The organism is Actinokineospora diospyrosa (genome assembly GCF_024171925.1).
GTDB classification, from domain to species: Bacteria; Actinomycetota; Actinomycetes; order Mycobacteriales; family Pseudonocardiaceae; genus Actinokineospora; species Actinokineospora diospyrosa.
In genome coordinates this window covers 101,883-123,061 of the sequence record NZ_JAMTCO010000015.1, presented here as the reverse complement: position 1 = coordinate 123,061, position 21,179 = coordinate 101,883, and the positions used below count along the sequence as shown (strand labels likewise).

The 21,179-nt window shown below is 68.6% G+C and carries 14 protein-coding genes and 1 pseudogene; 10 read left to right on the top strand and 5 right to left on the bottom strand.

Annotated elements, in window-relative coordinates; genetic code table 11:
* Nucleotides 1–30: 30 nt before the first annotated feature.
* Together LV75_RS35955 and LV75_RS28035 are read left to right on the top strand one after the other, a co-directional pair.
* Nucleotides 31–639 (top strand): annotated as a pseudogene (locus LV75_RS35955) (Eco57I restriction-modification methylase domain-containing protein); the annotation flags it as partial.
* Between the two features lie 105 nt (nt 640–744).
* A complete protein-coding gene (locus LV75_RS28035; protein ID WP_253890203.1) occupies nt 745–1,632 on the top strand; it encodes a TaqI-like C-terminal specificity domain-containing protein in 888 nt (295 codons plus the stop codon).
* Between the two features lie 6 nt (nt 1,633–1,638).
* On the opposite strand, the gene LV75_RS28030 is transcribed toward LV75_RS28035, so the two are convergent.
* Nucleotides 1,639–2,142: a hypothetical protein gene (locus tag LV75_RS28030; RefSeq protein WP_253890201.1), complete on the bottom strand. Its 504-nt coding sequence runs from the start codon at nt 2,140–2,142 to the stop codon at nt 1,639–1,641.
* A gap of 98 nt (nt 2,143–2,240) precedes the next feature.
* Nucleotides 2,241–3,683 (bottom strand): aldehyde dehydrogenase family protein, encoded by a 1,443-nt coding sequence (locus LV75_RS28025; RefSeq protein ID WP_253890199.1) that lies wholly within the window; start codon nt 3,681–3,683, stop codon nt 2,241–2,243.
* Between the two features lie 49 nt (nt 3,684–3,732).
* Here LV75_RS28025 and LV75_RS28020 point away from each other — a divergent pair, with 49 nt between their 5' ends.
* From LV75_RS28020 to LV75_RS28010, 3 genes are all read left to right on the top strand, one after another.
* Nucleotides 3,733–4,377: an MBL fold metallo-hydrolase gene (locus LV75_RS28020; RefSeq protein WP_253890197.1), complete on the top strand. Its 645-nt coding sequence runs from the start codon at nt 3,733–3,735 to the stop codon at nt 4,375–4,377.
* Nucleotides 4,378–4,504: 127 nt separating this feature from the next.
* Nucleotides 4,505–6,238 (top strand): S8 family peptidase, encoded by a 1,734-nt coding sequence (locus LV75_RS28015; RefSeq protein WP_253890195.1) that lies wholly within the window; start codon nt 4,505–4,507, stop codon nt 6,236–6,238.
* 183 nt (nt 6,239–6,421) lie between these two features.
* Nucleotides 6,422–8,182, top strand: a complete 1,761-nt coding sequence (locus LV75_RS28010) for a S8 family serine peptidase (RefSeq protein WP_253890193.1) — start codon at nt 6,422–6,424, stop codon at nt 8,180–8,182.
* On the opposite strand, the gene LV75_RS28005 is transcribed toward LV75_RS28010, so the two are convergent.
* Complete coding sequence (locus tag LV75_RS28005) at nt 8,179–9,009, bottom strand: SAM hydrolase/SAM-dependent halogenase family protein (RefSeq protein ID WP_253890191.1); 831 nt, start codon at nt 9,007–9,009, stop codon at nt 8,179–8,181. The genes LV75_RS28010 and LV75_RS28005 overlap by 4 nt on opposite strands.
* A gap of 20 nt (nt 9,010–9,029) precedes the next feature.
* Between LV75_RS28005 and LV75_RS28000 the strand changes: the two genes are divergently transcribed.
* A complete protein-coding gene (locus LV75_RS28000) occupies nt 9,030–9,911 on the top strand; it encodes a phosphoribosylaminoimidazolesuccinocarboxamide synthase (RefSeq protein ID WP_253890189.1) in 882 nt (293 codons plus the stop codon).
* Between the two features lie 50 nt (nt 9,912–9,961).
* On the top strand, nt 9,962–10,651 hold the full coding sequence (locus tag LV75_RS27995) for a DUF2334 domain-containing protein (protein ID WP_253890187.1): 690 nt from the start codon (nt 9,962–9,964) through the stop codon (nt 10,649–10,651).
* Here the strand turns inward: LV75_RS27995 and LV75_RS27990 are convergent.
* Both LV75_RS27990 and LV75_RS27985 read right to left on the bottom strand, forming a co-directional pair.
* Nucleotides 10,618–16,197, bottom strand: a complete 5,580-nt coding sequence (locus LV75_RS27990) for an Ig-like domain-containing protein (RefSeq protein ID WP_253890185.1) — start codon at nt 16,195–16,197, stop codon at nt 10,618–10,620. The two genes, LV75_RS27995 and LV75_RS27990, sit on opposite strands and share 34 nt — an antisense overlap.
* Nucleotides 16,198–16,320: 123 nt before the next feature.
* A complete protein-coding gene (locus LV75_RS27985; RefSeq protein ID WP_253890182.1) occupies nt 16,321–17,319 on the bottom strand; it encodes an NAD-dependent epimerase/dehydratase family protein in 999 nt (332 codons plus the stop codon).
* 534 nt (nt 17,320–17,853) lie between these two features.
* On the opposite strand from LV75_RS27985, the gene purS reads away from it, so the two are divergent.
* From purS to purL, 3 genes are read left to right on the top strand one after another with little or no spacing between them, the layout of a single operon-like run.
* Nucleotides 17,854–18,093: a phosphoribosylformylglycinamidine synthase subunit PurS gene (purS, locus tag LV75_RS27980; RefSeq protein WP_092781753.1), complete on the top strand. Its 240-nt coding sequence runs from the start codon at nt 17,854–17,856 to the stop codon at nt 18,091–18,093.
* Nucleotides 18,090–18,761 (top strand): phosphoribosylformylglycinamidine synthase subunit PurQ, encoded by a 672-nt coding sequence (gene purQ, locus LV75_RS27975; protein WP_253890180.1) that lies wholly within the window; start codon nt 18,090–18,092, stop codon nt 18,759–18,761. Before purS ends, purQ begins: the two co-directional genes overlap by 4 nt.
* On the top strand, nt 18,758–21,031 hold the full coding sequence (purL, locus tag LV75_RS27970) for a phosphoribosylformylglycinamidine synthase subunit PurL (protein WP_253890178.1): 2,274 nt from the start codon (nt 18,758–18,760) through the stop codon (nt 21,029–21,031). Before purQ ends, purL begins: the two co-directional genes overlap by 4 nt.
* The last annotated feature ends 148 nt before the right edge of the window (nt 21,032–21,179 follow it).

The following is a 21,179-nucleotide window of genomic DNA, read 5'->3' as shown; positions in this document are numbered from 1 at the left end:
GTGGGTGGGTGGACTGGGTGGGAGTGCTGGATGGCTGGGGGGCGTGGTCGGGCCGAGGCTGCGGTGATCAAGCGGCATGGGAGGCACTACACGCCGGTGGGGTTGGCGGGGTTTTTGGCGGCGGGGGTGGTTCGGCATCTCGGGGGGCGGGGGGTGGTGCGGGTTTTGGACCCGGCTTGTGGGGATGGGGAGTTGCTTTTCGCGATCGCTGAGGCTCTTGCTGGGGTGGGGGTTGTGGCGGAGTTGGTCGGGTACGACCTTGACGGGGAGGCGTTGGGGGTTGCGGAGAAGCGGGCGGCTGAGCGGGGGGTGGTGGGGTGTTGGCGGGAGGGGGACTTCATTTCGGCGGCCGCTGGGTTGGGTTCGGGGGAATTCGATGTGATTGTGACGAATCCGCCTTATGTGCGGACGCAGCAGCTTGGGGCGGTGGCGGCGCGGGGGTTGGCTCGGGATTTCGGGTTGGTGGGGAGGATTGATCTCACGCATCCGTTCGTCAAGATATTCCCGAGGCTGTTGCGGGCGGGTGGCGTGGTGGGGATGGTGTGCTCGAACCGGTTCTTGAGCACGAAGGCGGGGGCCAACGTGCGGGGTTCGCTTGTGGGGGCGTTGAACCCGGTGGAGATCTACGACTTGGGTGACACGAGGTTGTTCAGTGCGGCTGTGCTCCCGGCCGTGGTGATCGCGACTGGGGTTGAGGGCCCTGGGCGGTGCCGGTTTGTCGCTGCTTATCGCGATGAGGGGGCTGTGCGGACCAGCGGGGCGACGCTGTTCGAGGCGTTGCGGGCTGATGGCGACAGCGTGGTCGAGCACGGGGGCAAGCCGGTGTCGGTGCGGGTTGGGGAGTTGGCCGACCGGGCGGATTCGGCTGAGCCGTGGCGGTTGCGGGGCCGGGGCTGGCTTGAGCGGATCGAGGCGGCGACCTGGCGGACCTTCGGGCAGAGCGGCAAGATCCGGGTGGGCATCAAGACCACGGCCGACGCGGTGTTCATCCGGTCTGACTGGGCTGGGGTGGAGCCGGAGTTGCTGCAGCCTCTGCTGACCCACGAGAACATCACGGCGTGGCATGTCGACGTGCCGAGTACGAAGGTGCTCTATCCCTACGACCTCGAGCGCGACAAGAGGACGCCGGTAGACATAGAGGTCTTCCCCGGGGCGGCCAAGTACCTGGAGTCGCACGCCGAGCGGCTTAAGGGACGTAAGTACGTCACCGATGCTGGGCGGCAGTGGTGGGAGATCTGGGTACCGCAGCGGCCGGGGTTGTGGGCGACGCCGAAGATCGTGTTCCCCGACATCAGCGTGCGTGGGCGGTTCGCGTTGGACCGTTCAGGCGCCGTGGTCAACGGGGACTGCTACTGGATCTCGTTGGCGGACATAGAGGATGAGCGGTTGGCCTACCTCATGCTTGGCGTGGCCAACTCAGCCCTAGGTCTCCGCTTCTATGACGAGGTGTGCGGGAACCGGCTATACGCGGGGCGGCGGCGGTGGATCACCCAGTATGTGGAGCGGTTTCCCCTGCCTGACCCGGAGACGGCGGCAGCACAAGAGCTTGTAGACGCCGTGCGGGAGCTAGTGGAGGGGCGTGGTGATCCCACCGCCGTCGATGGGTTGGTAGAGAAGGCGTTCGGACTCTAAGAGGCCCTACTTCTCGCAGGCGATGCCATCGCCGTCGGCGTCCAGCTTGTACGGGTCAGAGCCGATGATTCGGATGGGACCCTTGACGTAAGCGGGACCGTTGCCCGACCCACCCGCACAGTCCACGTCACTCGCGTTGGGGACGCAGGGCGAGTAGTTCGGGTTGCAGTTGGACGCAGGTTTGGCCACGGTCGTTGTTGGCTTGGGGGCCGCCGGTGGCTTGGTCGTCGTGACCGCGGGCTTCTTCACCGCGGTGGTCGGTACAGGGACGGCTACGGGTGCCGGTGCGGGTACCTGGACCACTGTGGTCGTTGTGGTCGGCGTCGGCGTGGTGGTCGTAGTGGTGGTTGTCGTTGTACTAGTGGTTGTCGTCGTTGTGGTTCCAGCGGTGCTGGAGACGGTGGGTGGGGCGGCGGCCGGGGAGCCGCAAGCGGTGATGGTGAGCAACAGGGCTCCGGCGAGCAGTCCCAAGTGGCGGGCCGCCACCTGGGTTCTCCGGGGGACGATCATGGTGGGCTCCCAGCGGCTGTACGACATACGCTCCTGTGCATCGGCTGCGCGGGCGTTGCGTTACCACTGGGGTGACCACAGGGCGTGACCCAAGTTAGCTAGCGGCGGCCGTGCAAGAGGCTGACCAGCTTGGCAACTCGGTCATCGACCTTCTTGGAGCGGGCAAAGGTCGTTAGGACAAGCGGCGCGCGGAAGCGCTGCCGGGTGACTGCCTGCGGACGGGCGAACTCCCTAAGACCCTCGGGCCCATGGATTCGACCAAAGCCCGAGTCGCCAACGCCGCCGAACGGCAGAGACGGGATCCCCGCGAAGCTGATGACTGAGTTGACCGACACCATGCCCGACCGCAGGCGGCGTGCCAGAGCTGTCCCGTTGGAACGTGAGAAGACAGTGCCGCCGAGCCCGTAGCGGGTGTCATTGGCCTTCGCGATGGCCTCGTCCATCGACTCCACCTTGGTGATCGTAAGAGTCGGCCCGAAGGTCTCTTCCCGCACCGCCAAGGAATCCTCCGGCACGTCTACCAAGACAGTCGGCTCGACGAACCTGCCCGAGCCTTCACCACCCACCAGCGCCCGGCCGCCGCGCGCTAGGGCATCGGCGATGTGACCGCGGATGATGTCCACCTGAGCTGGCATCGTGATCGGCCCGATCTGGGAACCCACCTCTACCGCGCGAGCCTTCGCCACTACGGCAGCCACGAACTCGTCATAGACACGTGTGTGCACATAGACCCGCTCAACACCAACACAAGTCTGCCCGGCGTTGGAGATGCCGCCCCATACCGCCGCATCGGCGGCGGCCGCGATGTCGGCGTCCGCGTCCACCAGCAACGCGTCCTTGCCGCCCGCCTCGATCAGCACCGGCGTCAGCGTCTCCGCGCACGTCGCCATGATCTTCTTGCCCGTCCCCGGTGACCCGGTGAACGCGATCTTGTCCACACCGGACCGGCACAGCGCGGCCCCGGTCTCGCCGAACCCGGTCACCAGTTGGAACACCGGCTGCTCCGGCACGACGGACGCGAACGAGTCGACCAGCCACTGCCCCACCCCGGGGGTGTACTCGCTCGGCTTGAACACCACGGCGTTCCCCGCGGCCAACGCGTACGCGATCGATCCCATCGGCGTGAACACCGGGTAGTTCCACGGCCCGACCACGCCGATCACGCCCAGCGGCAGGTACTCCACCGTCGCCGCCTGGTTCGCCATCAGCAGACCCGGCGAGCGGCGTTTGCGGCGCAGCACCCGCGCCGCGTTGCGCGCCGCCCACGCCGTGTGGTCGATCGCCAGGATGATCTCGAGCATCGCGTCGGCGCGCGGCTTGCCCGTCTCCGCCTGAACGACCGCGGCCAGCTCAGCGGAACGCCTGGTCAGCGCGACCTTCCACTGGTTGAGCCGGTCCGCGCGGCCCGCGGGTCCCAGCTCGGCCCACCACCCGGCGGCGGCGCGGGCGCGGGCGACCGCGGCGTCCACCTCGGCGGCCGAATGCACCTGGTGCGTGCCGACGACTTCGTCGGTGGCCGGGTTCAGCGACTCGAACGTCATACCGGCGAAGCTACCCGCCAGTACGGCACCCTGGCGATACCCTGCGGATGTGAAGGTGACACATCTCGGGCACGCGTGCGTGCTGCTGGAGACCGGTTCCGCCCGCCTGCTCATCGACCCGGGCGTCTGGTCGTTCGACTTCGAGGACCTGCGCGACCTCGACGGCGTCCTCATCACCCACCAGCACCTCGACCACATCGACCCCGTGCGGCTGCCCTCTCTTATGGCGGCCAACCAGCACGCCGAACTCATCATCGATCCCGGTACCACTGCCGAGGTCGAGAAGCTCGGTTTGCCTGCCCGGGTCGCCAACGTCGGTGACGTCATCGAGCTCGGCGGCGCTACCGTCACAGCGGTTGGCGGCGTGCACGCGCTTATCCACGCCGACATAGAGGTCCCGCCAAACATCGGTTACGTGGTCGACAACGGCGCCTTCTACCACCCGGGCGACTCCCTCCACGTCCCCGAGCAAGACATCACCGTCCTCGGCTTGCCGCTGGACGCCCCCTGGCTCAGGCTCGGCGAGGCGGTCGACTTCTACCGCGCCGTCAACCCGAAGGTGGCCCTGCCGATCCACGAGCAGACCGCGAGCCAGAAGGGCATCGACATCGCGCACTACCGGTTCCGCTCCCTGGGGCCCGCGGGAGCCCGGTTCGAGGTCCCGCCGGTGGGTACAACGATCGAGTTGAACTAAGCCCCTTTCGTGTATTTTTTGCGGTCAAACGTCCCAAACGCATGACAATCTCCTCCTGTGTGGGTGAAGGGCTCATCCTGCACCCCGACCACCAGCGGCCGGGGGCCTTCACCCGTGGAGGAAAGCCGTGTTCCTGCGTTCCCAGTTCCGCCGGGCGGTCATCGCCGCCGCGGTCGGGGCCTGCGCCGTGGTCGGGTTGACCGCCCCGGCCAGCGCCGCCCCCGCCGCGCCCTCGGCCGCACAGGCCGGTCTGCGCTCGTACCTCGTGATCACCGCCCCCAACGGCACGGCGGGCGCCAAGTCCGCGGTCGCGACCAACGGCGGCAGCGTCTACGCCTCCTACGACGCGATCGGCGTCGTCGTCGCCCACTCGACGGCCACCGACTTCGCCACGAAGATGCGCGCGGTCAGCGGTGTCCAGCAGGTCGGCGCGACCAGGACGAGCGACCTGCCCGCCCAGGTCAGCAACCCGCCCATCCCGGCGTCGCCGACCCAGACCGTCCCGACCGCGGCCGAGACGAACCGAGTCGACATGACCCAGATCAAGGCCGACCAGGCGTGGGCGGTCACCACCGGCTCCCCCTCGGTCACCGTCGGCGTCCTGGACACCGGCGTGGACGACCAGCACTACGACCTCAAGGCGAACTTCGACGCCTCGAAGTCGGGCTCGTGCGCCTACGGCAAGCTCGACACCCGGGTGGGCTCCTGGCGGCCGGAGGGCACGCACGGCACGCACGTGGCGGGCACCATCGCCGCGGCCAAGAACGGCAAGGGCATGGTCGGCGTCGCGCCGAGCGTGAAGATCGCCTCGGTGCGCATCGCGGAGACCCCGAGCGGCCTGTTCTTCGCCGAGAACACCATCTGCGCCTTCGTGTTCTCCGGTGACCAGGGCTTCAAGATCACCAACAACAGCTACTACACCGACCCGTGGCTGTTCAACTGCCCGAACAACGTCGACCAGGCCGCGATCCTGGAGGGCGTGAAGCGCGCCGCCGCCTACGCCGAGGGCAAGGGCGTGCTGAACATCGCCGCCGCGGGCAACGAGAACATCAACCTGGCGAACAAGACCACCGACACCACCAGCCCCAACGACTCGACGCCCGCGAGCAGGCCGGTCACCACCGCCTGCCTCGCCGTGCCGAACGAGCTGCCGAGCGTGCTGGCCGTGTCCTCGATCAACTCGTCGAACGTCAAGTCGTCGTTCTCCAACTTCGGCACCGACAAGATCGCCGTGACCGCCCCCGGTGACAACGTGTACTCCACGTTGCCCGGCGGCACCTACGGCAACTCCTCCGGCACCTCGATGGCCACCCCGCACGTCGCGGGCGTCGCCGCGCTCATGCTCAGCGTCAACCCGTCGCTGACCCCGGCCCAGGTCCGCGCCCGGCTCGCCACCGAGGCCGACGACCTCGCCTGCTCCGACAGCCGCTGCGCGGGCACCACCGCCAAGAACAACTTCTACGGCGAGGGCCGCGTCGACGCCAAGGACGCGGTCGGCGGCGGCACCACCCCGGGTGGCACCTTCGAGAACACCACCGACCTGGCCATCCCGGACGCCGGTGCCGCGGTGACCAGTCCGATCACCGTCACCGGCATTTCCGGGAACGCGCCCGCCACGCTCAAGGTCGACGTCAACGTGGTGCACCCCTACCGCGGTGATGTCGTGATCGACCTCGTGGCCCCGGATGGTTCCACTTACCGTTTGAAGGGTTCCTCGACCAACGACGCCGCAGACAACATCGTGGCCACTTACACCGTGAACGCCTCCACCGAGGTCGCCAACGGCACCTGGAACCTCAAGCTGCAGGACCTCTACCGCTCCGACGTCGGCTACCTGAACTCCTGGAAGCTGACCTTCTAGCGAAAAGAACTACCTGGTAATACCCTGAAGGCCGTCCTGTTTATCCCGGGACGGCCTTCAGTCTTTTAAGGTTTTTCTGGGCCATTTGAACCCATTTTTCGCCAAGGATTCTTCTGGCGGGTGTTTTTGGTCATCATGGCGCGGAAAGGGGATCCCTGCCCCTGAAACGCCCCGGAGGACATCGTGTTCCTGCGTTCCCGCGCCGGGCTGAGGCGGACGGCGCTCGTCGCCGCGCTCAGCGTCGGCCTGCTCACGCCCCTGGCGGGTGTCGCCGCCGCGGGCCCCGGCAAGCCGGGTACCGGCAAGTCCGTGGCCGCCGCGGCCGGTCTGCGCTCCTACCTGGTGCTCACCGCCCCGAACAACACCAGCGGCGCCAAGTCGGCGGTGAGCAGCAACGGCGGCACGGTCTACGCCTCCTACGACGCGATCGGCGTCATCGTGGCGCACTCGACCGCCGCCGACTTCGCCTCGAAGATGCGTTCGGTGTCCGGCGTGCAGCAGGTCGGTGCCTCCCGCACCTCCGACGTGCCCGCCGCGTCCTCGAACCCGGCGATCCCCGCCTCGCCGTCGCAGACCACGCCGACCGCCAACGAGACCAGCCGGGTCGACATGACCCAGATCGGCGCGGACAAGGCGTGGGAGGTCACCACCGGTAGCTCTAACGTCCTCGTGGGCGTTATCGACACCGGTGTCGACGACCAGCACTACGACCTCAAGGCGAACTTCGACGCCTCTAAGTCTGTCTCCTGCGCTTACGGCAAGGTCGACGCCCGCACCGGTGCGTGGCGCCCGGTCGGTGACCACGGCACGCACGTCGCGGGCACCATCGCCGCGGCCAAGAACGGCAAGGGCATGGTCGGCGTCGCGCCGAGCGTGCGGGTCGCCTCGATCCGCGTCGCCGAGCCGACCACGCAGCTGTTCTTCCCGGAGAACGTGGTCTGCGGCTTCATGTACGCGGGCGACAACGGCTTCGCGGTGACCAACAACAGCTACTGGACCGACCCGTGGTGGGCCAACTGCCCCAACAACGTCGACCAGGCCGCGATCATGGAGGCCGTCAAGCGCGCGGCCGACTACGCCACCGGCAAGGGCGTGCTCAACGTCGTCGCCGCGGGCAACGAGAACACCGACCTGGACAACAAGTCCACCGACACGCTGAGCCCGGACGACTCCACGCCGTCCAGCCGCCCGGTGACCGCGTCCTGCAAGATCGTCCCGGGTGAGCTCGAGTCCTCGCTGACCGTCGGCTCGATCACCAGCAGCAACGCCAAGTCCTCGTTCTCCAACTTCGCCAACAAGGTCAACGTGGCCGCCCCCGGCGACAACGTGTACTCGACCATGCCCGGCGGCAACTACGGCCAGATGTCCGGCACCTCGATGGCCACCCCGCACGTCGCCGGCGTCGCCGCGCTGATCAAGAGCGTCACCCCGAGCGCCACCGTCGACCAGATCAAGGCCAAGATCGCCGAGCAGGCCGACGACCTCGCCTGCGGCAGCGACAGCCGCTGCAAGGGCACCACCGCCAAGAACACCTTCTACGGCGAGGGCCGCGTCGACGCGCTCGCCGCGGTGCAGGGCGGCACTCCCCCGCAGCCGAACGGCCCGTGGGAGAACACCGACGACGTGCAGATCGCCGACAACGGTGCCGCGGCCACCTCGACCGTCACCATCGACGGCCGCACCGGCAACGCGCCGGCCGCGACCAAGATCGACGTCAACATCGTGCACACCTACGTCGGTGACCTCGAGCTCAACCTGATCGCCCCGGACGGCACCAGCTACCCGCTGCGCCGCGCCAACCCCGGTGACGGTTCGGCGAACCTGACCACCCAGTTCACCGTCGACCTCTCCAGCGAGGTCGCCAATGGTGGCTGGAAGCTCTCGGTCCGCGACACCGCCACTTACGACACGGGGTACATCAACTCCTGGAAGGTTTCCTTCTAGGACCTGGCGGGCGGTGCTGGGGCGGCTGCCAGCAACAGCACCGCCCGGTCACCGGGTCGCGGCAACAGGATCTCGGCGGCGGAACCCCCGTTGACCGCGATCGCGACCCGGCCAGCCGAGTCGAGCAGCACTACGGCGTCGCCCGAGCGGGCGTCGGCGAACGTGCGCCCGACGACCGCCTCCAACGACCGGTCGCCGACTTGGGCATGGACCACCGTGCCCGGGTCGGCGACCAGGTCTTTGGCGGCCAGTTGGACGTTGCCAAAGCTGTCCGAGCCCAAGACCTCCGTGGTGACCCTGCCTGGCTCGGTGCGGGTAACTGGCTCCGGTAGGCGTATCAGCGAATCTAGGTCGACGGCCGGTCCAAGCGCGTTGGGGTTAACACCGTTGGCGACCTGCGCGGCGGCGGGCGCGAAGATGTCCCGACCGTGGAAAGTGGCTGAGACGGGCTCTAGGTGGAATTCGGTGATCTCGTAGGCCGCGATGGCACCGCCGAGCACCTCGGCCGCGGGCGGGAGCAGGCCGTTGTCCGGCCCAATGAGTACCCCTTCGGGTGACACGATCGCGATCGGCCGCCGGGTGGTCCCCACCCCCGGGTCGACGACGGCGAGGTGCACCGCGCGCGGCAGGTACGGCACGGAGTGGGCCAGCAGGTCCGCGCCGCGGCGGACGTCCTGGCGCGGGATTTCGTGGCTGATGTGCAGCACACGCGCATGTGGCGCCGTGCGGGCGATGACGCCCTCGCAGGCCGCCGTGAAGCCGTCCGCCCGGCCGTAGTCGGTGGCGAAGCAAACCCAGTCGTACCCCACCCCAGCAGTGTCGGGCACGGGTCGTAGGGTGCACAAACGTGCCCACTCTCGAGGACTACCCGAAGATCGCGGCTGGCAAGGTCCGCGAACTGCACGCCATCGACGACGACCACCTGCTGCTGGTCGCCTCGGACCGGATCTCGGCGTACGACTTCGTCCTCGAGTCCCCGATCCCGGACAAGGGCCGCATCCTCACCGCGATGAGCGTGTTCTGGTTCGACCTGGTCGGCGACATCGTGCCGAACCACCTGGTCGCCTGGGACGACCCGCGCATCCCGGCCGAGGTGCGCGGCCGGGCGCTGGTGGTGCGCAGGCTGGAGATGCTGGCCGTGGAGGCCGTCGCCCGCGGCTACCTCGCCGGGTCCGGCACCAAGGACTACAACCGCACCGGCTCGGTCTGCGGGATCGCGCTGCCCGGGGGCCTGGTCGAGGGCTCGAAGCTGCCCGAGCCGATCTACACCCCGGCCACCAAGGCCCCGATCGGTGAGCACGACGAGAACGTCACCTTTGACGAGATCGTCGAGGTCATCGGCGCCAAGAACAGCGAGGTAGTGCGGGAGCTGACCCTCGCCGTGTACGAGCGGGCCGCCTCTTACGCTGCCGAGCGAGGGGTCATCCTCGCCGACACCAAGTTCGAGTTCGGTCTCCTCGACGGCCAGGTAGTCCTAGGCGACGAGGTCCTCACGCCAGACTCCTCGCGGTACTGGCCCCTGGAGACTTACGCCCCCGGCAAGCCGCAGCTCTCTTACGACAAGCAGTTCGTCCGCGACTGGCTCACGTCGCCGGAATCCGGTTGGGACCAGGCGTCGAACACCCCGCCGCCACCCCTGCCGCCCGCGGTCGTCGCCGCGACCCGCAAGCGCTACATCCAGGCATATGAGCAGGTCACCGGCCGGAAGTTCGCCGACTGGATCGGCTGAGGCACCACCGGCGACACCTGGTAGTCATCCGGTGGCGCTGTGCTGGTGGGGTGACGGCTCGACTGCTGGTCTCGCTGTCCGGGATCGACGCCCGGACCCTGCACCACTGCGCCGATCTCGCCGAGCACCTGGGCAGGCGCGGTGTGCCACTGTCCCTGTTGGTAGCCCCCCGACTCGCCGGTGCGGCCGTGGACTGGGCCCGCACCCGGCGCGCCGCGGGCGACGACGTCCTCCTGCACGGCTTCGACCACTCCCGGGAACCCCGTGGTCGCGCTATGTCCATGCGCAGGCCCGAGTTCGCCGCGCTGCCCGCGCACGAGGCGGGCCTGCGGCTGACCGCGGCCATGTCCGCCATGGAACGCGCCGGGCTGCACACCACCGGCTTCGCGCCGCCCCGGTGGCAGGCCTCCCGCGGCACGTTGATCGCTCTGCGGCGCAAGGACTTCACCCTGTGCGCCGACTTTGCGGCCATCCGCGACCTGCGCACGGGTGTCGCTTGGCGATCCCGGGTGCAGACCCTCAGCAGCCACGAACGGGCTGAGACCTGGCGGTGCTTCGCGTTGGTACTAGCCGCCAGTCGCACGACCAGGCGCTTGGGCACCCTTCGCCTGGCCATCGACGCGGCGGACCTATCGCGACCGGCCCACCGCGCCGCCTACCTCGACGCCATCGACATCGCTCTCGACAACGGCGCTACCCCTATGACCTACCGAGCTCGCACAGCCCTGTCTGCTGCCTGATAGCTCTGCCGCCTGCGAGTGGCCAGCACTGTGCCTGCTCCCGTCAGCACGAGCAGAATGCCCAGCCAGAACACCTGGGGTGACCAAGGCCCGGTGTCGGCCAGCGGATCATCGACGTCCGCGGGCGCCGGCACGGGATCAGCGGGGAGCTGGACCGCCTCCTCACCCACCGGTAGTTCGATGTCCACCGGGGTCGTCGACTGCACGTCGACCAGGACCGGCGAAGAGCGCACCCCGCTCACCTGATCGAGGGCATCGCACGAGAACGCGCCGAAGGGGAGTTGGCTCAGGGTGAACGAACCAGCCGTGTCCCCCGTGGTGGACATCGTGACGTCGTCGGCTGTGTGGAGGGTGTGGTCCAGGCCCGCCCAGACGCAGACGACCGCGGGGTCGGGTACTGGTGCGCGGGTCGCGCGGGTGTGGACGGTTCCCCGGATGGTGCCCTGGCCCGTGCCCGCGAAGTTGACCGCCGTGATCGGGGAGCCGCTGACGGCCAGGTTCGCCGACCAGTCTGCGGGGCCGTCCGGGTCGGAGGTGTAGGTGAAACCGCCGTCGGGGAACACCGCGCTGATCGTGTAAGAGGCCATTTCGACGTTCTCGAACGAGTACTGGCCGTCGACTCCCGAGATGGCGTAAACGGTGCTGGATTCTGCGGCGGCCATCCGGGTCGAACCGCCCGCGAGGGCCACGGCAATACCGGGCAGCGGCCATTCATCTGCCTGGAACTGGCCGTCGAGGTTGCGGTCGATCCACACCTTGCCGCTGACGGTCGTGTGCGGCGGTGATGACAACGGGGTCGTTGTGGAGTCGGTCGCGGTCAGGGGGAGCGCTGTGCCTGGCGCGGTAGCGCTTCCCGTGCCGTTGCTGGACCACGACCCTGCCTGGACATCGGACGGGGTGATGTTGTGCGTCCCGGTGCATGGCACTTGCCCACCCGGCAAGACCGAGGTGGTGGTGCAGCTCAGGACAGTGCTGTCTGTGAGCGTTACCCCTACCGCCGACAGCGTCGTGTTGCCGGTGTTCTCCACGGTGTATGTCACCGTGACGACGCCGGTGCCCAGGGAGGCTGTGGCGTCGATGCCCAGTCCGGGCACGCGCGCGAGTAGGACGGTGGACTCGTCGTAGTCGGAGACCGGGCCTCCTGAGCTGCTCGCCGTGACGTCTATGCGCTTCATCAGTTGACCGGCATCGATCTCGCCTTGGCTGACCGTGTGACTGGTGGTGCAGGGCGTGTTGGCACCGACGGCGAGTGTCGTGGCCGCGCAGGTGGCGCCGGTGGGGGTGACGCCGGTGAGGGGGACGTCGCCGGTGTTCGCGACGGTCCAAGTCCACGGCAGGACATCACCCGCGTGCGGTGGGCTTCCCGGGGTCGGCGGGGTCGGCGTGATGCTCAGGGCTGGGTTCGCCGGTGGCGCCGCGACCGTGATGACCACGTTGGCCTCCACCCACAGCCGCGACACGGGATCGGTGAGCCGGTAGGTGAAGACGTCCGGCCCGGTGTAGCCCGGCGGCGGTGTGTACCGGAAACCGCTGCCGTCGTAGTCGATGTCGCCTTCGTCAGCGGATGTGCGGATGCGCAACTCGCAGCCAGGGCATGAACCGGTGGCTGGGGGTTGGACGGTGACGTGTTGGTCGACGGTGGTGTTGACCGGCAGCGGTGGCGGCGTCACCAGGATCCGGACGGTCGAGGCCACTGTCTGCGACCCGTCGTCCGCCGAGTAGCCGAAGGTGGCCAACCCGGCGAAGCCCGTGGGCGGCGTCCAACCGACGGTGTTGCCTTCGTTGACCGGTGTTCCGTGGGTGGCCGTGGTGACAGCGGTGATGGTGCAAGAGGGGCAGAGGTCGTTCGCGAGGACGTCCAGTCCGGTGACGCTTCCGCCCGGTGCGACGGTGATCGCGTCCGGTTGGGCGTTGTTGACCTCAACCGTTAGCGTCGCTGTGGTGGCGAGCGCCGTCGCGGGATCGGTCGCGGTGTACTCAACGGTCGCAGTGCCGACCCACTGGGTGTTGGGCATTACCTCCAACTGTCCGGAGACAACGTTCGCGACGACATCACCGGTAGTCGTGCCGACCGCCAACGTGCACGCCTTACAAGCGTCGTTGGCCAGTACGTCGACGCTTATAGGTACCTCAACCGGTGTGTTCGCTGTGTCGTCACGCGCGGTCGGGGACACGGTCACCGCGACAGTCTCGTTCGCGTGCGCGCCTGTGGCCGGATCCGTTGCGGTGTAGGTGAAGGAATCGAGCCCGCTGAACCCGGGAGCGGCGGTGTACCCGATCTGGCCACCCACATCCATCGTGATCGAGCCGTTCAGCGGGTCGGTCGCCACCGCCACCGTGCAGTCCGCGCAGGAGTCGTTGTCCAGCAACGAGATCAAGCCGAGCTGGCCGGACGCGACGGTGATCGCGTCTGCGGCCAGCACCGGCGGGTCCACGACAGTCACCGCGACGGCACCGCTGAAAGTGTTGCCGATTCCGTCGATCGCGTCGTAGGTGAAGGTCGCTGCCCCCGCGCTGGATGGGGTGAACGTGACTACGTCGTCGTTCTGCTGCACTGAACCCGAGGTGGGCGTGCCTAGCGAGGTGATGGCGCAGTTGGCGCAGAGGTCGTTGCCCAGCGGTTGCAAGTCGACGGTCTTGCCGACGACCGCTATAGCCGTGTCGGCGACCGCGAGCGGGGTGACGGTGACGGTCACGACTGCGGTGGTCGTGGCCGCTCCCAGGGTAAGGGTGTAAGAGAAGGTCGCCCTTCCGGAAAAGCCCGGCACCGGTGTGTACCGGACCGCCTGGCCGATGATGGTCGTGGTTCCGGAACTCGTACTATCGACGGACATCGTGCAGGCAGCACAAGGGTCGTTTCCGCGCACTGCGATGTCGACCGGGGTGTTCGGGGTGGTGCTATCGACGTCGTCGACGGCCCCTCGAACGGTTACGGTCACCGTCGCGTCGCTACTGGCCGATCCTGAAACCGAGCTGGTGACGCGGTAGGTGAAGGTGAACTGGCCGATGGCTGACCCGGGTGTGTAAGAGAAGGTGCCGTCGTTGTTGAAGACCACGGTTCCGGAGGTGGGGTCGGTCAGTTTCGTCAGGGTGCACGTGGCCGGGCAGAAGTCGTTGGTGGAGACAGCCCCATTCGCTGTGGAGCCCAGGAGAACGCTTGCCGAGTCGCCGACGGCCAGCGGTCCGACGGTGGTGTCGACGAGCCCGAGGACTCGTAGGCCGCTGACGGGATCCTCGACCGCGTAGGTGTACGCGTCTATGCCAACGAAGCCGGCTTCTGGTGTGAAGGTGGACGTACCTGTCGTAGCGTCCACGGTGACTGCGCCATGCGTAGGGGGAGAATCCAGCGAGTACGTGCACGCAGCGCAGGATCCGTTGGCTGGGAGCTGTGCTGTGGCGGTAACACCGTAGGTGGTCTGGAGAACGGTGGTGGGCGGTTCGGTAAGCACGGTGACAGGGGTCAAAGTGCTGCCGGTCGTGGTTCCGTAGGTGAAGCTGTCGAGTCCCCATAGACCCGCCGTCGGCGTATACGTGGCGGTTACCGGGCTGCCGCCGGAGTACGTGACAGTTCCCCGACTTCCGTCAGTGTCAGCTTGTGGCTCGCAGCCGCCCGCGCAGCCGAGGTCGTTGTTCTTGACCGGCACTACGACTGGATCTCCGTAAGAGGTCGTTGCGAAGTCCGGTCCCAGGTCGCCGACGTAGATCGTGACGATTCCTTCACTGCTGCTGCCCGCGTTGTCCATGGCGCTGTAGATGAAGGTGACCGGGCCTGTCGTGTTGCTAGCCGGCGTGTAGGTGAAGGTGCCGTCGGCTGCCATAGAGGCGGCTCCGGTCGCAGGTGGGCTCACTAGTGACGTGCTGGCCGTGCAACCGCCGCAAGCGTCGTTAGGCAGTACTGAGCTCGCGAAGAGCGTGGTGTTCTCGCCTGTGCTGTACACATCTTGAGCCAAGACAGGCGTCACAGTTAGCACTACCGTTGCGCTAGCCGAGGTGTAGCCGTCGGTGGCCGTATAGGTGAAGCTGTCCGTGCCTGATGTGCCAGGCGATGGCATGTAGGTGACTGAGCCATCCCCGCCGAGGATCGCATTGCCTCTGTTCGGTGCAGTGAGCGAAGTGACCTTCAGCGGTAGGCCCGACGACGTCGAGTCGTTGCTTAGCACCGCTACGGCGATCCCTGTGCCTGTCGGCGCTGTAGCTGCGTCATCCACCAGGTTGAGCGATCCGAGCACAGTGACCGTGGCACTCGCGGGCGCGGAGTCCGTCACGTCGGCGGAGGTGTCGAGCGTCGCTTGCCCGTACCGTGCCGTTGCTGAGCTGGAATGCGGCCCAGGGGTCGAGCCGAACTGCAGCGAGTAGGTGAGCTCTGTTTCCCCGGCCGCAGGCACCGTGATGGGACCTCGAACGGTCAACACGCCGTTGTTCACGGTGGGGTCAAGTATCGGCCGACCGTCGAGGGCGAGGCTGCCTGACGAGTACAACGCTGCAGCGGGCAGGACATCGGACACCGAATCGACCGTTCGCGCGCTCGCGCTGGAGTTGACCAAGCGCACCGAGTAGTCCGCAGTGCCACCGACGCCGGGCAGCACACCGTCGGCCGGTGAGGTCACCTTCTCCGTGACCGTCACAGCAGCGGTCGTCGACACCGCCGGGAGCGACCCAGCCGAAGACGCCCCCAAGTTCGTGTGCTTCACCAGGGTGCCGTTCGCGATGTACTGGACCGGCCGCACCGGCGTCGACGCGGCGGCCGGTCCGATCGCGCGGTAGGTGTACCGCGCGGTGAACGGCCGGTTCGGCCCGGTCGCCCCGGTGAGCGTCAAACCGTCCACGTAGGTCACCGTAGCGCCTACGCCATCAGGTGAGACCACGAGCTCCGTGCGCTCTAGCCGCCATGCGGAGGCTGGGAAGTTCGGCAGCGCGTTGGGGGTGTACGACAACACACCCGGGTCGTTGGTGGGCCCAGTGCCCAGGGTGCCGGTGTGCCCGTTGACGGTCAGCGTCACCGCGTCGCCCAACTCGACCTGCCCTGCCGCCGTCGAGCTGACGCTATCGACCTTGTTGGCCACCAGCTTGATGGTGTCCACGACATCGGCGTAGGTGAAAGTCCGCTTGCACACCACCACGCCCGTACCCGGCGGACCGGTGTAGATGGTGACCGTGTGGGACTGCGGGACAGTCGTCGTGGTCGATGCGCCCAGCAGCAGGTACCGCACCACCCCGGCCTCCGTCAGGTCGGGCAGCGGAACCGAAGGGGCCTGCCCCGCAACAGGCCCGATTACCCCACCGGTGAACCCACTTACGTCGAGCCAAAGCCCCTTGCGCGCAGTCGACGACCCGACCCGGTAGCCCGCGTACCCCGACAGCAGTTGCGCGCTGGCATCTACATAGAAGTGACTGCTGTGCAGTGCGACCACCGACGGCGTGCCAGGCCCGCCGCACCGAGGCGGGGCTGCCTCGGCTGGGCGTACCAGCCCCGGCGCCACCCCCACCAACACGAGCAGCACGACCAAGAGGCGGGCGAACGCACGCCCGGGCTTCCCGTGGAGCATGCGTTCTCCCTCGGACCGACAACCGGACACCACCCCCGCAGGCCATCGGCTGCCCAGCCCGACCAGCTTGAGCGCTTCTACCTGTTCGGTGTGGTGGTGCCCCGCTGTCGGGTGAAGCCCCGGCTACGCCCTGAGGGCCGCAACGACCTCAGCTTCGTCCTCGAGCGTTAGCCCTGCCTTGCGCTCGCGGTCGATGCCTAGGTTCCGTTCGTGGTCTAGGGCGCCTGCGATCGCGTCGGCTAGAGAGCGCGGAGTGAGGCCTGCGGCCAATGCCGGGCCAGCGTCTCTTGCGCCCATGTACTTGTGCGACTCCGGTAGCCATAGAGGAAGCGAGCGAGGGCCTGCCCAAGGAGCGATCCCCCTCTCGAGGAGCTCCTCTTCGCCTACCCGCACGAACTCGACATTCGCCCCCAGGGTGTCGGCGATCGCGGTGAGCAGCGCGGGCAGCGGCGTCGCGGGCCCGATGCCGTCGAAGATCCCGGTGGTCCCCTGCTCGGCGGCGTCCACGACCCACGCGGCCAGGTCGCGCACGTCGATGTACTGGATCTCGTGGTCCACGTCGGGGATCAGCACCCGGCCGCCGCGCACCAGCCGCTGCGGCCAGTAGCCGAACCGGTCGAACTCATCACCCGGACCGGTGATCAGACCGGCCCGCACGATCAGCGCCTTCGCCCCGACCGCCGCCGTCACCGCGTGCTCGCTGGCGACCTTCACCGAGCCGTACAGGTCGGGGTCCTCCCGCATCGCCTCACGGGTCCCGTGCACGGCCTTCGGCGGCAGCAGCGGATCCCCCACCCCGGTCGACGGCAGCCCCGGATTGGCGTACGCGCTGATCGACGACACGAACGTCCAGTGGCCTACCTGGTCACCGAACGCGTCCAACGCCCGCCGCACCCACTCGTAAGAGATCGTCGCCACGTCCACCACCGCGTCGAACCGCTCCCCCGCCAGCGCGGCCAGGCCGTCCTCCCGATCCCGGTCGACCTTCACCAGCCGCGCCCCCGCGGGCACCTCCCCGGCCGTCCCCCGCGCCGCGCACACCACCTCGTGCCCCCGCCGCACCGCCTCGGCCGCCACCGTGTGCCCGAGGAACCGCGTCCCGCCCAGAACCAGAATCCGCATGCCCCCACCCTCGCCCGCCAACCGCCCCGACGCCAGGCATCTCGCCACCGGCGAACGACCCTCGAACGCCCGTTCGGGTACTCGATGCACCCCGAGCAACAGCCGATCCGGCCCGGGTGACCTCGTATGACCTCGTCCACGAGCACCGGGGAGCCATTGCTTGGGAGCCATTGCTTGGGAGCCATTACTGCGGATCGCCGTTGCCGTGGCTGGGCGCTACCGGGCGGGCGGCGTTGGCGACGCAACGCCTCGCCGCTGTGGAGAAGGGGTATCGACCTGCGAGATGTGCGCTAGACAGCGCGAAGCCCAGCCGCCGACCGTCCGGACGTGGGCTGGGCTCACTTCTCCGACTACGGGCCGGAGCTGCGGTCAATATTAGCCCGCGCGATCCGATCCCCCAAGGCCCGATCGCCCCCGTCACACGATCGTGCGACCAGAGTGAGGGATCGCAGGTCAGTGGGGGCGGTGGGGTGAACTCCCAGGTCAGGTAGGCTTCCGGGGTATTGGCCTCTCGAACTCGAGGAGTAGCCCGCCGTGGCCCGAGTTGTCGTCGATGTCATGCCCAAGCCGGAGATTCTGGACCCGCAGGGTCAGGCGGTGGCCCGTGCGCTGCCCCGGCTCGGGTTCGACGGGGTGTCCGATGTCCGACAGGGGAAGCACTTCGAACTCGAGGTCGACGACTCCGTCGACGACGAGACCCTCGCCAGGATCGCCGAGGGCTTCCTGTCCAACCCGGTCGTCGAGGACTTCGTGGTGAGGCGGGTGCAGGCGTGAGGATCGGCGCGGTCACCTTCCCCGGCACCCTCGACGACAGCGACACCATCCGGGCGATCAAGGCCTCCGGCGCCGAGGCGGTCGCCCTCTGGCACGGTGACGCCGACCTCAAGGGGGTCGACGCGGTCATCCTGCCCGGTGGGTTCTCCTACGGCGACTACCTGCGCGCCGGTGCCATCGCCCGGTTCGCGCCGGTGATGGGCGAGATCATCACCGCCGCCCGCGGCGGCCTGCCGGTGCTGGGCATCTGCAACGGCTTCCAGGTGCTCTGCGAGGCCGGTCTGCTGCCCGGCGCGCTGCTGCGCAACGCTGGCCTGCACTTCGTCTGCCGCGACCAGTGGCTCAAGGTGGAGAACAACGCCACCGCCTGGTCCAGCCGCTACGAGGCCGGTGCCGAGATCATCATCCCGATCAAGAACATGGACGGCCGCTTCGCCGCGCCCAAGTCCGTTGTGGACGAGCTGGAGGGCGAGGGCCGGGTGGTGTTCCGCTACGCCGGGCTCAACCCCAACGGCTCCACCGACGACATCGCCGGCATCAGCGACCCGACCGGCCGCATCGTCGGCCTGATGCCGCACCCCGAGCACGCCATCGACGCGCTCACCGGCCCGTCCGACGACGGCCTCGGCATGTTCCTGTCCGTCCTCGACTCGGTGGTGGCCGCGTGATCGACACCGTTGACAACGCAACGGCGACGCCCGAGCAGGAGCAGCCGTTCCGCGAGCTGGGCCTCAAGGACGACGAGTACGCCCGCATCCGGGAGATCCTCGGCCGCCGCCCCACCGACGCCGAGCTGGCGATGTACTCGGTGATGTGGAGCGAGCACTGCTCGTACAAGTCCTCCAAGGTGCACTGGAAGCACTGGTCGGCCAACACCACGCCGGAGATGAAGGCGAAGATGTTGGCGGGCATCGGCGAGAACGCCGGTGTGGTCGAGATCGGTGACGGCTGGGCGGTCACCTTCAAGCTCGAGTCGCACAACCACCCGTCCTACGTGGAGCCCTACCAGGGCGCGGCGACCGGCGTCGGCGGCATCGTCCGCGACATCATGGCGATGGGCGCCCGCCCGCTCGCGGTGATGGACCCGCTGCGCTTCGGCGCCCCCGACCACCCCGACACCAAGCGCGTGCTGCCCGGGGTCGTCGCGGGCATCGGCGGCTACGGCAACTGCCTCGGCCTGCCCAACATCGGCGGCGAGGTCGTCTTCGACTCCTCCTACCAGGGCAACCCGCTGGTCAACGCCCTGTGCGTCGGCGCGATGCGCACCGAGGACCTGCACCTGGCGCACGCGTCGGGCACCGGCAACAAGGTCATCCTGTTCGGCGCGCGCACCGGCCTCGACGGCATCGGCGGCGTGTCCGTGCTGGCCAGCGAGACGTTCTCCGGTGACGAGGGTGGGACCGGGCGCAAGAAGCTGCCCGCGGTGCAGGTCGGCGACCCGTTCACCGAGAAGGTGCTCATCGAGTGCTGCCTGGAGCTGTTCGCCGAGGGCATCGTCGTCGGCATCCAGGACCTCGGCGGCGCGGGCCTGTCCTGCGCGACCAGTGAGCTGGCCAGCGCGGGCGACGGTGGCATGCACGTCCAGCTGGACCGGGTTCCGTTGCGCGCCACCGGGATGACCCCGGCCGAGATCCTCTCCAGCGAGTCGCAGGAGCGGATGTGCGCGGTCGTCAAGCCGTCCGATGTGGACGCGTTCATGCGGGTCTGCGCCAAGTGGGACGTCATCGCCACCGAGATCGGCGAGGTCACCGAGGGCGACCGGCTGATCATCACCTGGCACGGTGAGACCGTGGTGGACGTCCCGCCGCGCACCGTGGCGCACGAGGGCCCGATGTACGAGCGGCCGATCGAGCGCCCGGACTACCAGGACGCCTTGCAGGCCAACGGTCCTGAGCAGCTAGCCCGTCCGTCCACTCCGGACGAGCTGCGGGCCGAGGTGCTGCGCATGGCCGCCAGCCCGAACCTCGCGTCGCGGCGCTGGGTCACCGAGCAGTACGACCGCTACGTGCGCGGCGGCACCGTCCTCGCGCAGCCGTCGGACTCCGGCATGATCCGCGTCGACGAGGAGACCGGCCGCGGCGTGGCGCTGGCCACCGACTGCAACGGCCGCTTCGTCAAGCTGGACCCGTACACCGGCACCCAGCTGGCGCTGGCCGAGGCGTACCGCAACGTCGCGGTCTCCGGTGCGACGCCGCTCGCGGTCACCAACTGCCTCAACTTCGGCTCCCCCGAGGACCCGGCGGTCATGTGGCAGTTCGAGCAGGCCGTGCGCGGTCTCGCCGAGGGCTGCAAGGAACTCGGCATCCCGGTCACCGGCGGCAACGTCAGCTTCTACAACCAGACCGGCACCACCGCCATCCACCCCACCCCGGTCGTCGGCGTCCTCGGCGTGATCGACGACGTCCGCCGCCGCATCCCGACCGGCATCGGCGCCGAGGCGGGTGAAACCCTGCTCCTGCTGGGCGAAACCCACGACGAGTTCGGTGGTTCCGAGTGGGCGCACGTGGCCCACGACCACCTCGGCGGACTCCCGCCCAAGGTCGACCTGGCCCGCGAGCGGCTCATCGGCGAGATCCTGGTGGCGGGCTCCCGCGACGGCATGGTCTCCGCCGCCCACGACCTGTCCGACGGCGGCCTGGCCCAGACCCTGGTCGAGGCCTGCCTGATCGGCGAGGTCGGCGCCCGCGTCGTCCTCGACCCCGACCAGGACCCGTTCGTCCAGCTGTTCAGCGAGTCCGCGGGCCGCGTCCTGGTGGCCGTGCCCCGCTCGGAGGAGCTCCGCTTCACCGAGATGTGCACCGCCCGGGGCCTGCCCTGGCGCCGCACCGGCGTGGTGGACCCGGAGTCGCAGTCCCTGGAGATCCAGGGGATTGGCGACCTGCCGCTCGCCGAGCTGCGCGAAGCCTGGGAAGGCACCCTGCCCGCCCTGTTCGGCTGACGCTTCGGGCGGTCCCGGTGTTCACCACCGGGACCGCCCACCCAGCTGACACGAGCGACTCCGGGGGCCGGTCACACCGGCGCCGCCCGGCGTCGACCCCCTGCGTTTCCCTACGGGCATAAGTCATCCGTGGTCGACAAGCACAACA

Excerpts from the sequence above, each read along its gene's own strand:
- LV75_RS28030 (WP_253890201.1), bottom strand. The coding sequence starts at position 2,142 with ATGATCGTCCCCCGGAGAACCCAGGTGGCGGCCCGCCACTTGGGACTG.
- LV75_RS28025 (WP_253890199.1), bottom strand. The coding sequence starts at position 3,683 with ATGACGTTCGAGTCGCTGAACCCGGCCACCGACGAAGTCGTCGGCACG.
- LV75_RS27990 (WP_253890185.1), bottom strand. The coding sequence starts at position 16,197 with ATGCTCCACGGGAAGCCCGGGCGTGCGTTCGCCCGCCTCTTGGTCGTG.
- LV75_RS27985 (WP_253890182.1), bottom strand. The coding sequence starts at position 17,319 with ATGCGGATTCTGGTTCTGGGCGGGACGCGGTTCCTCGGGCACACGGTG.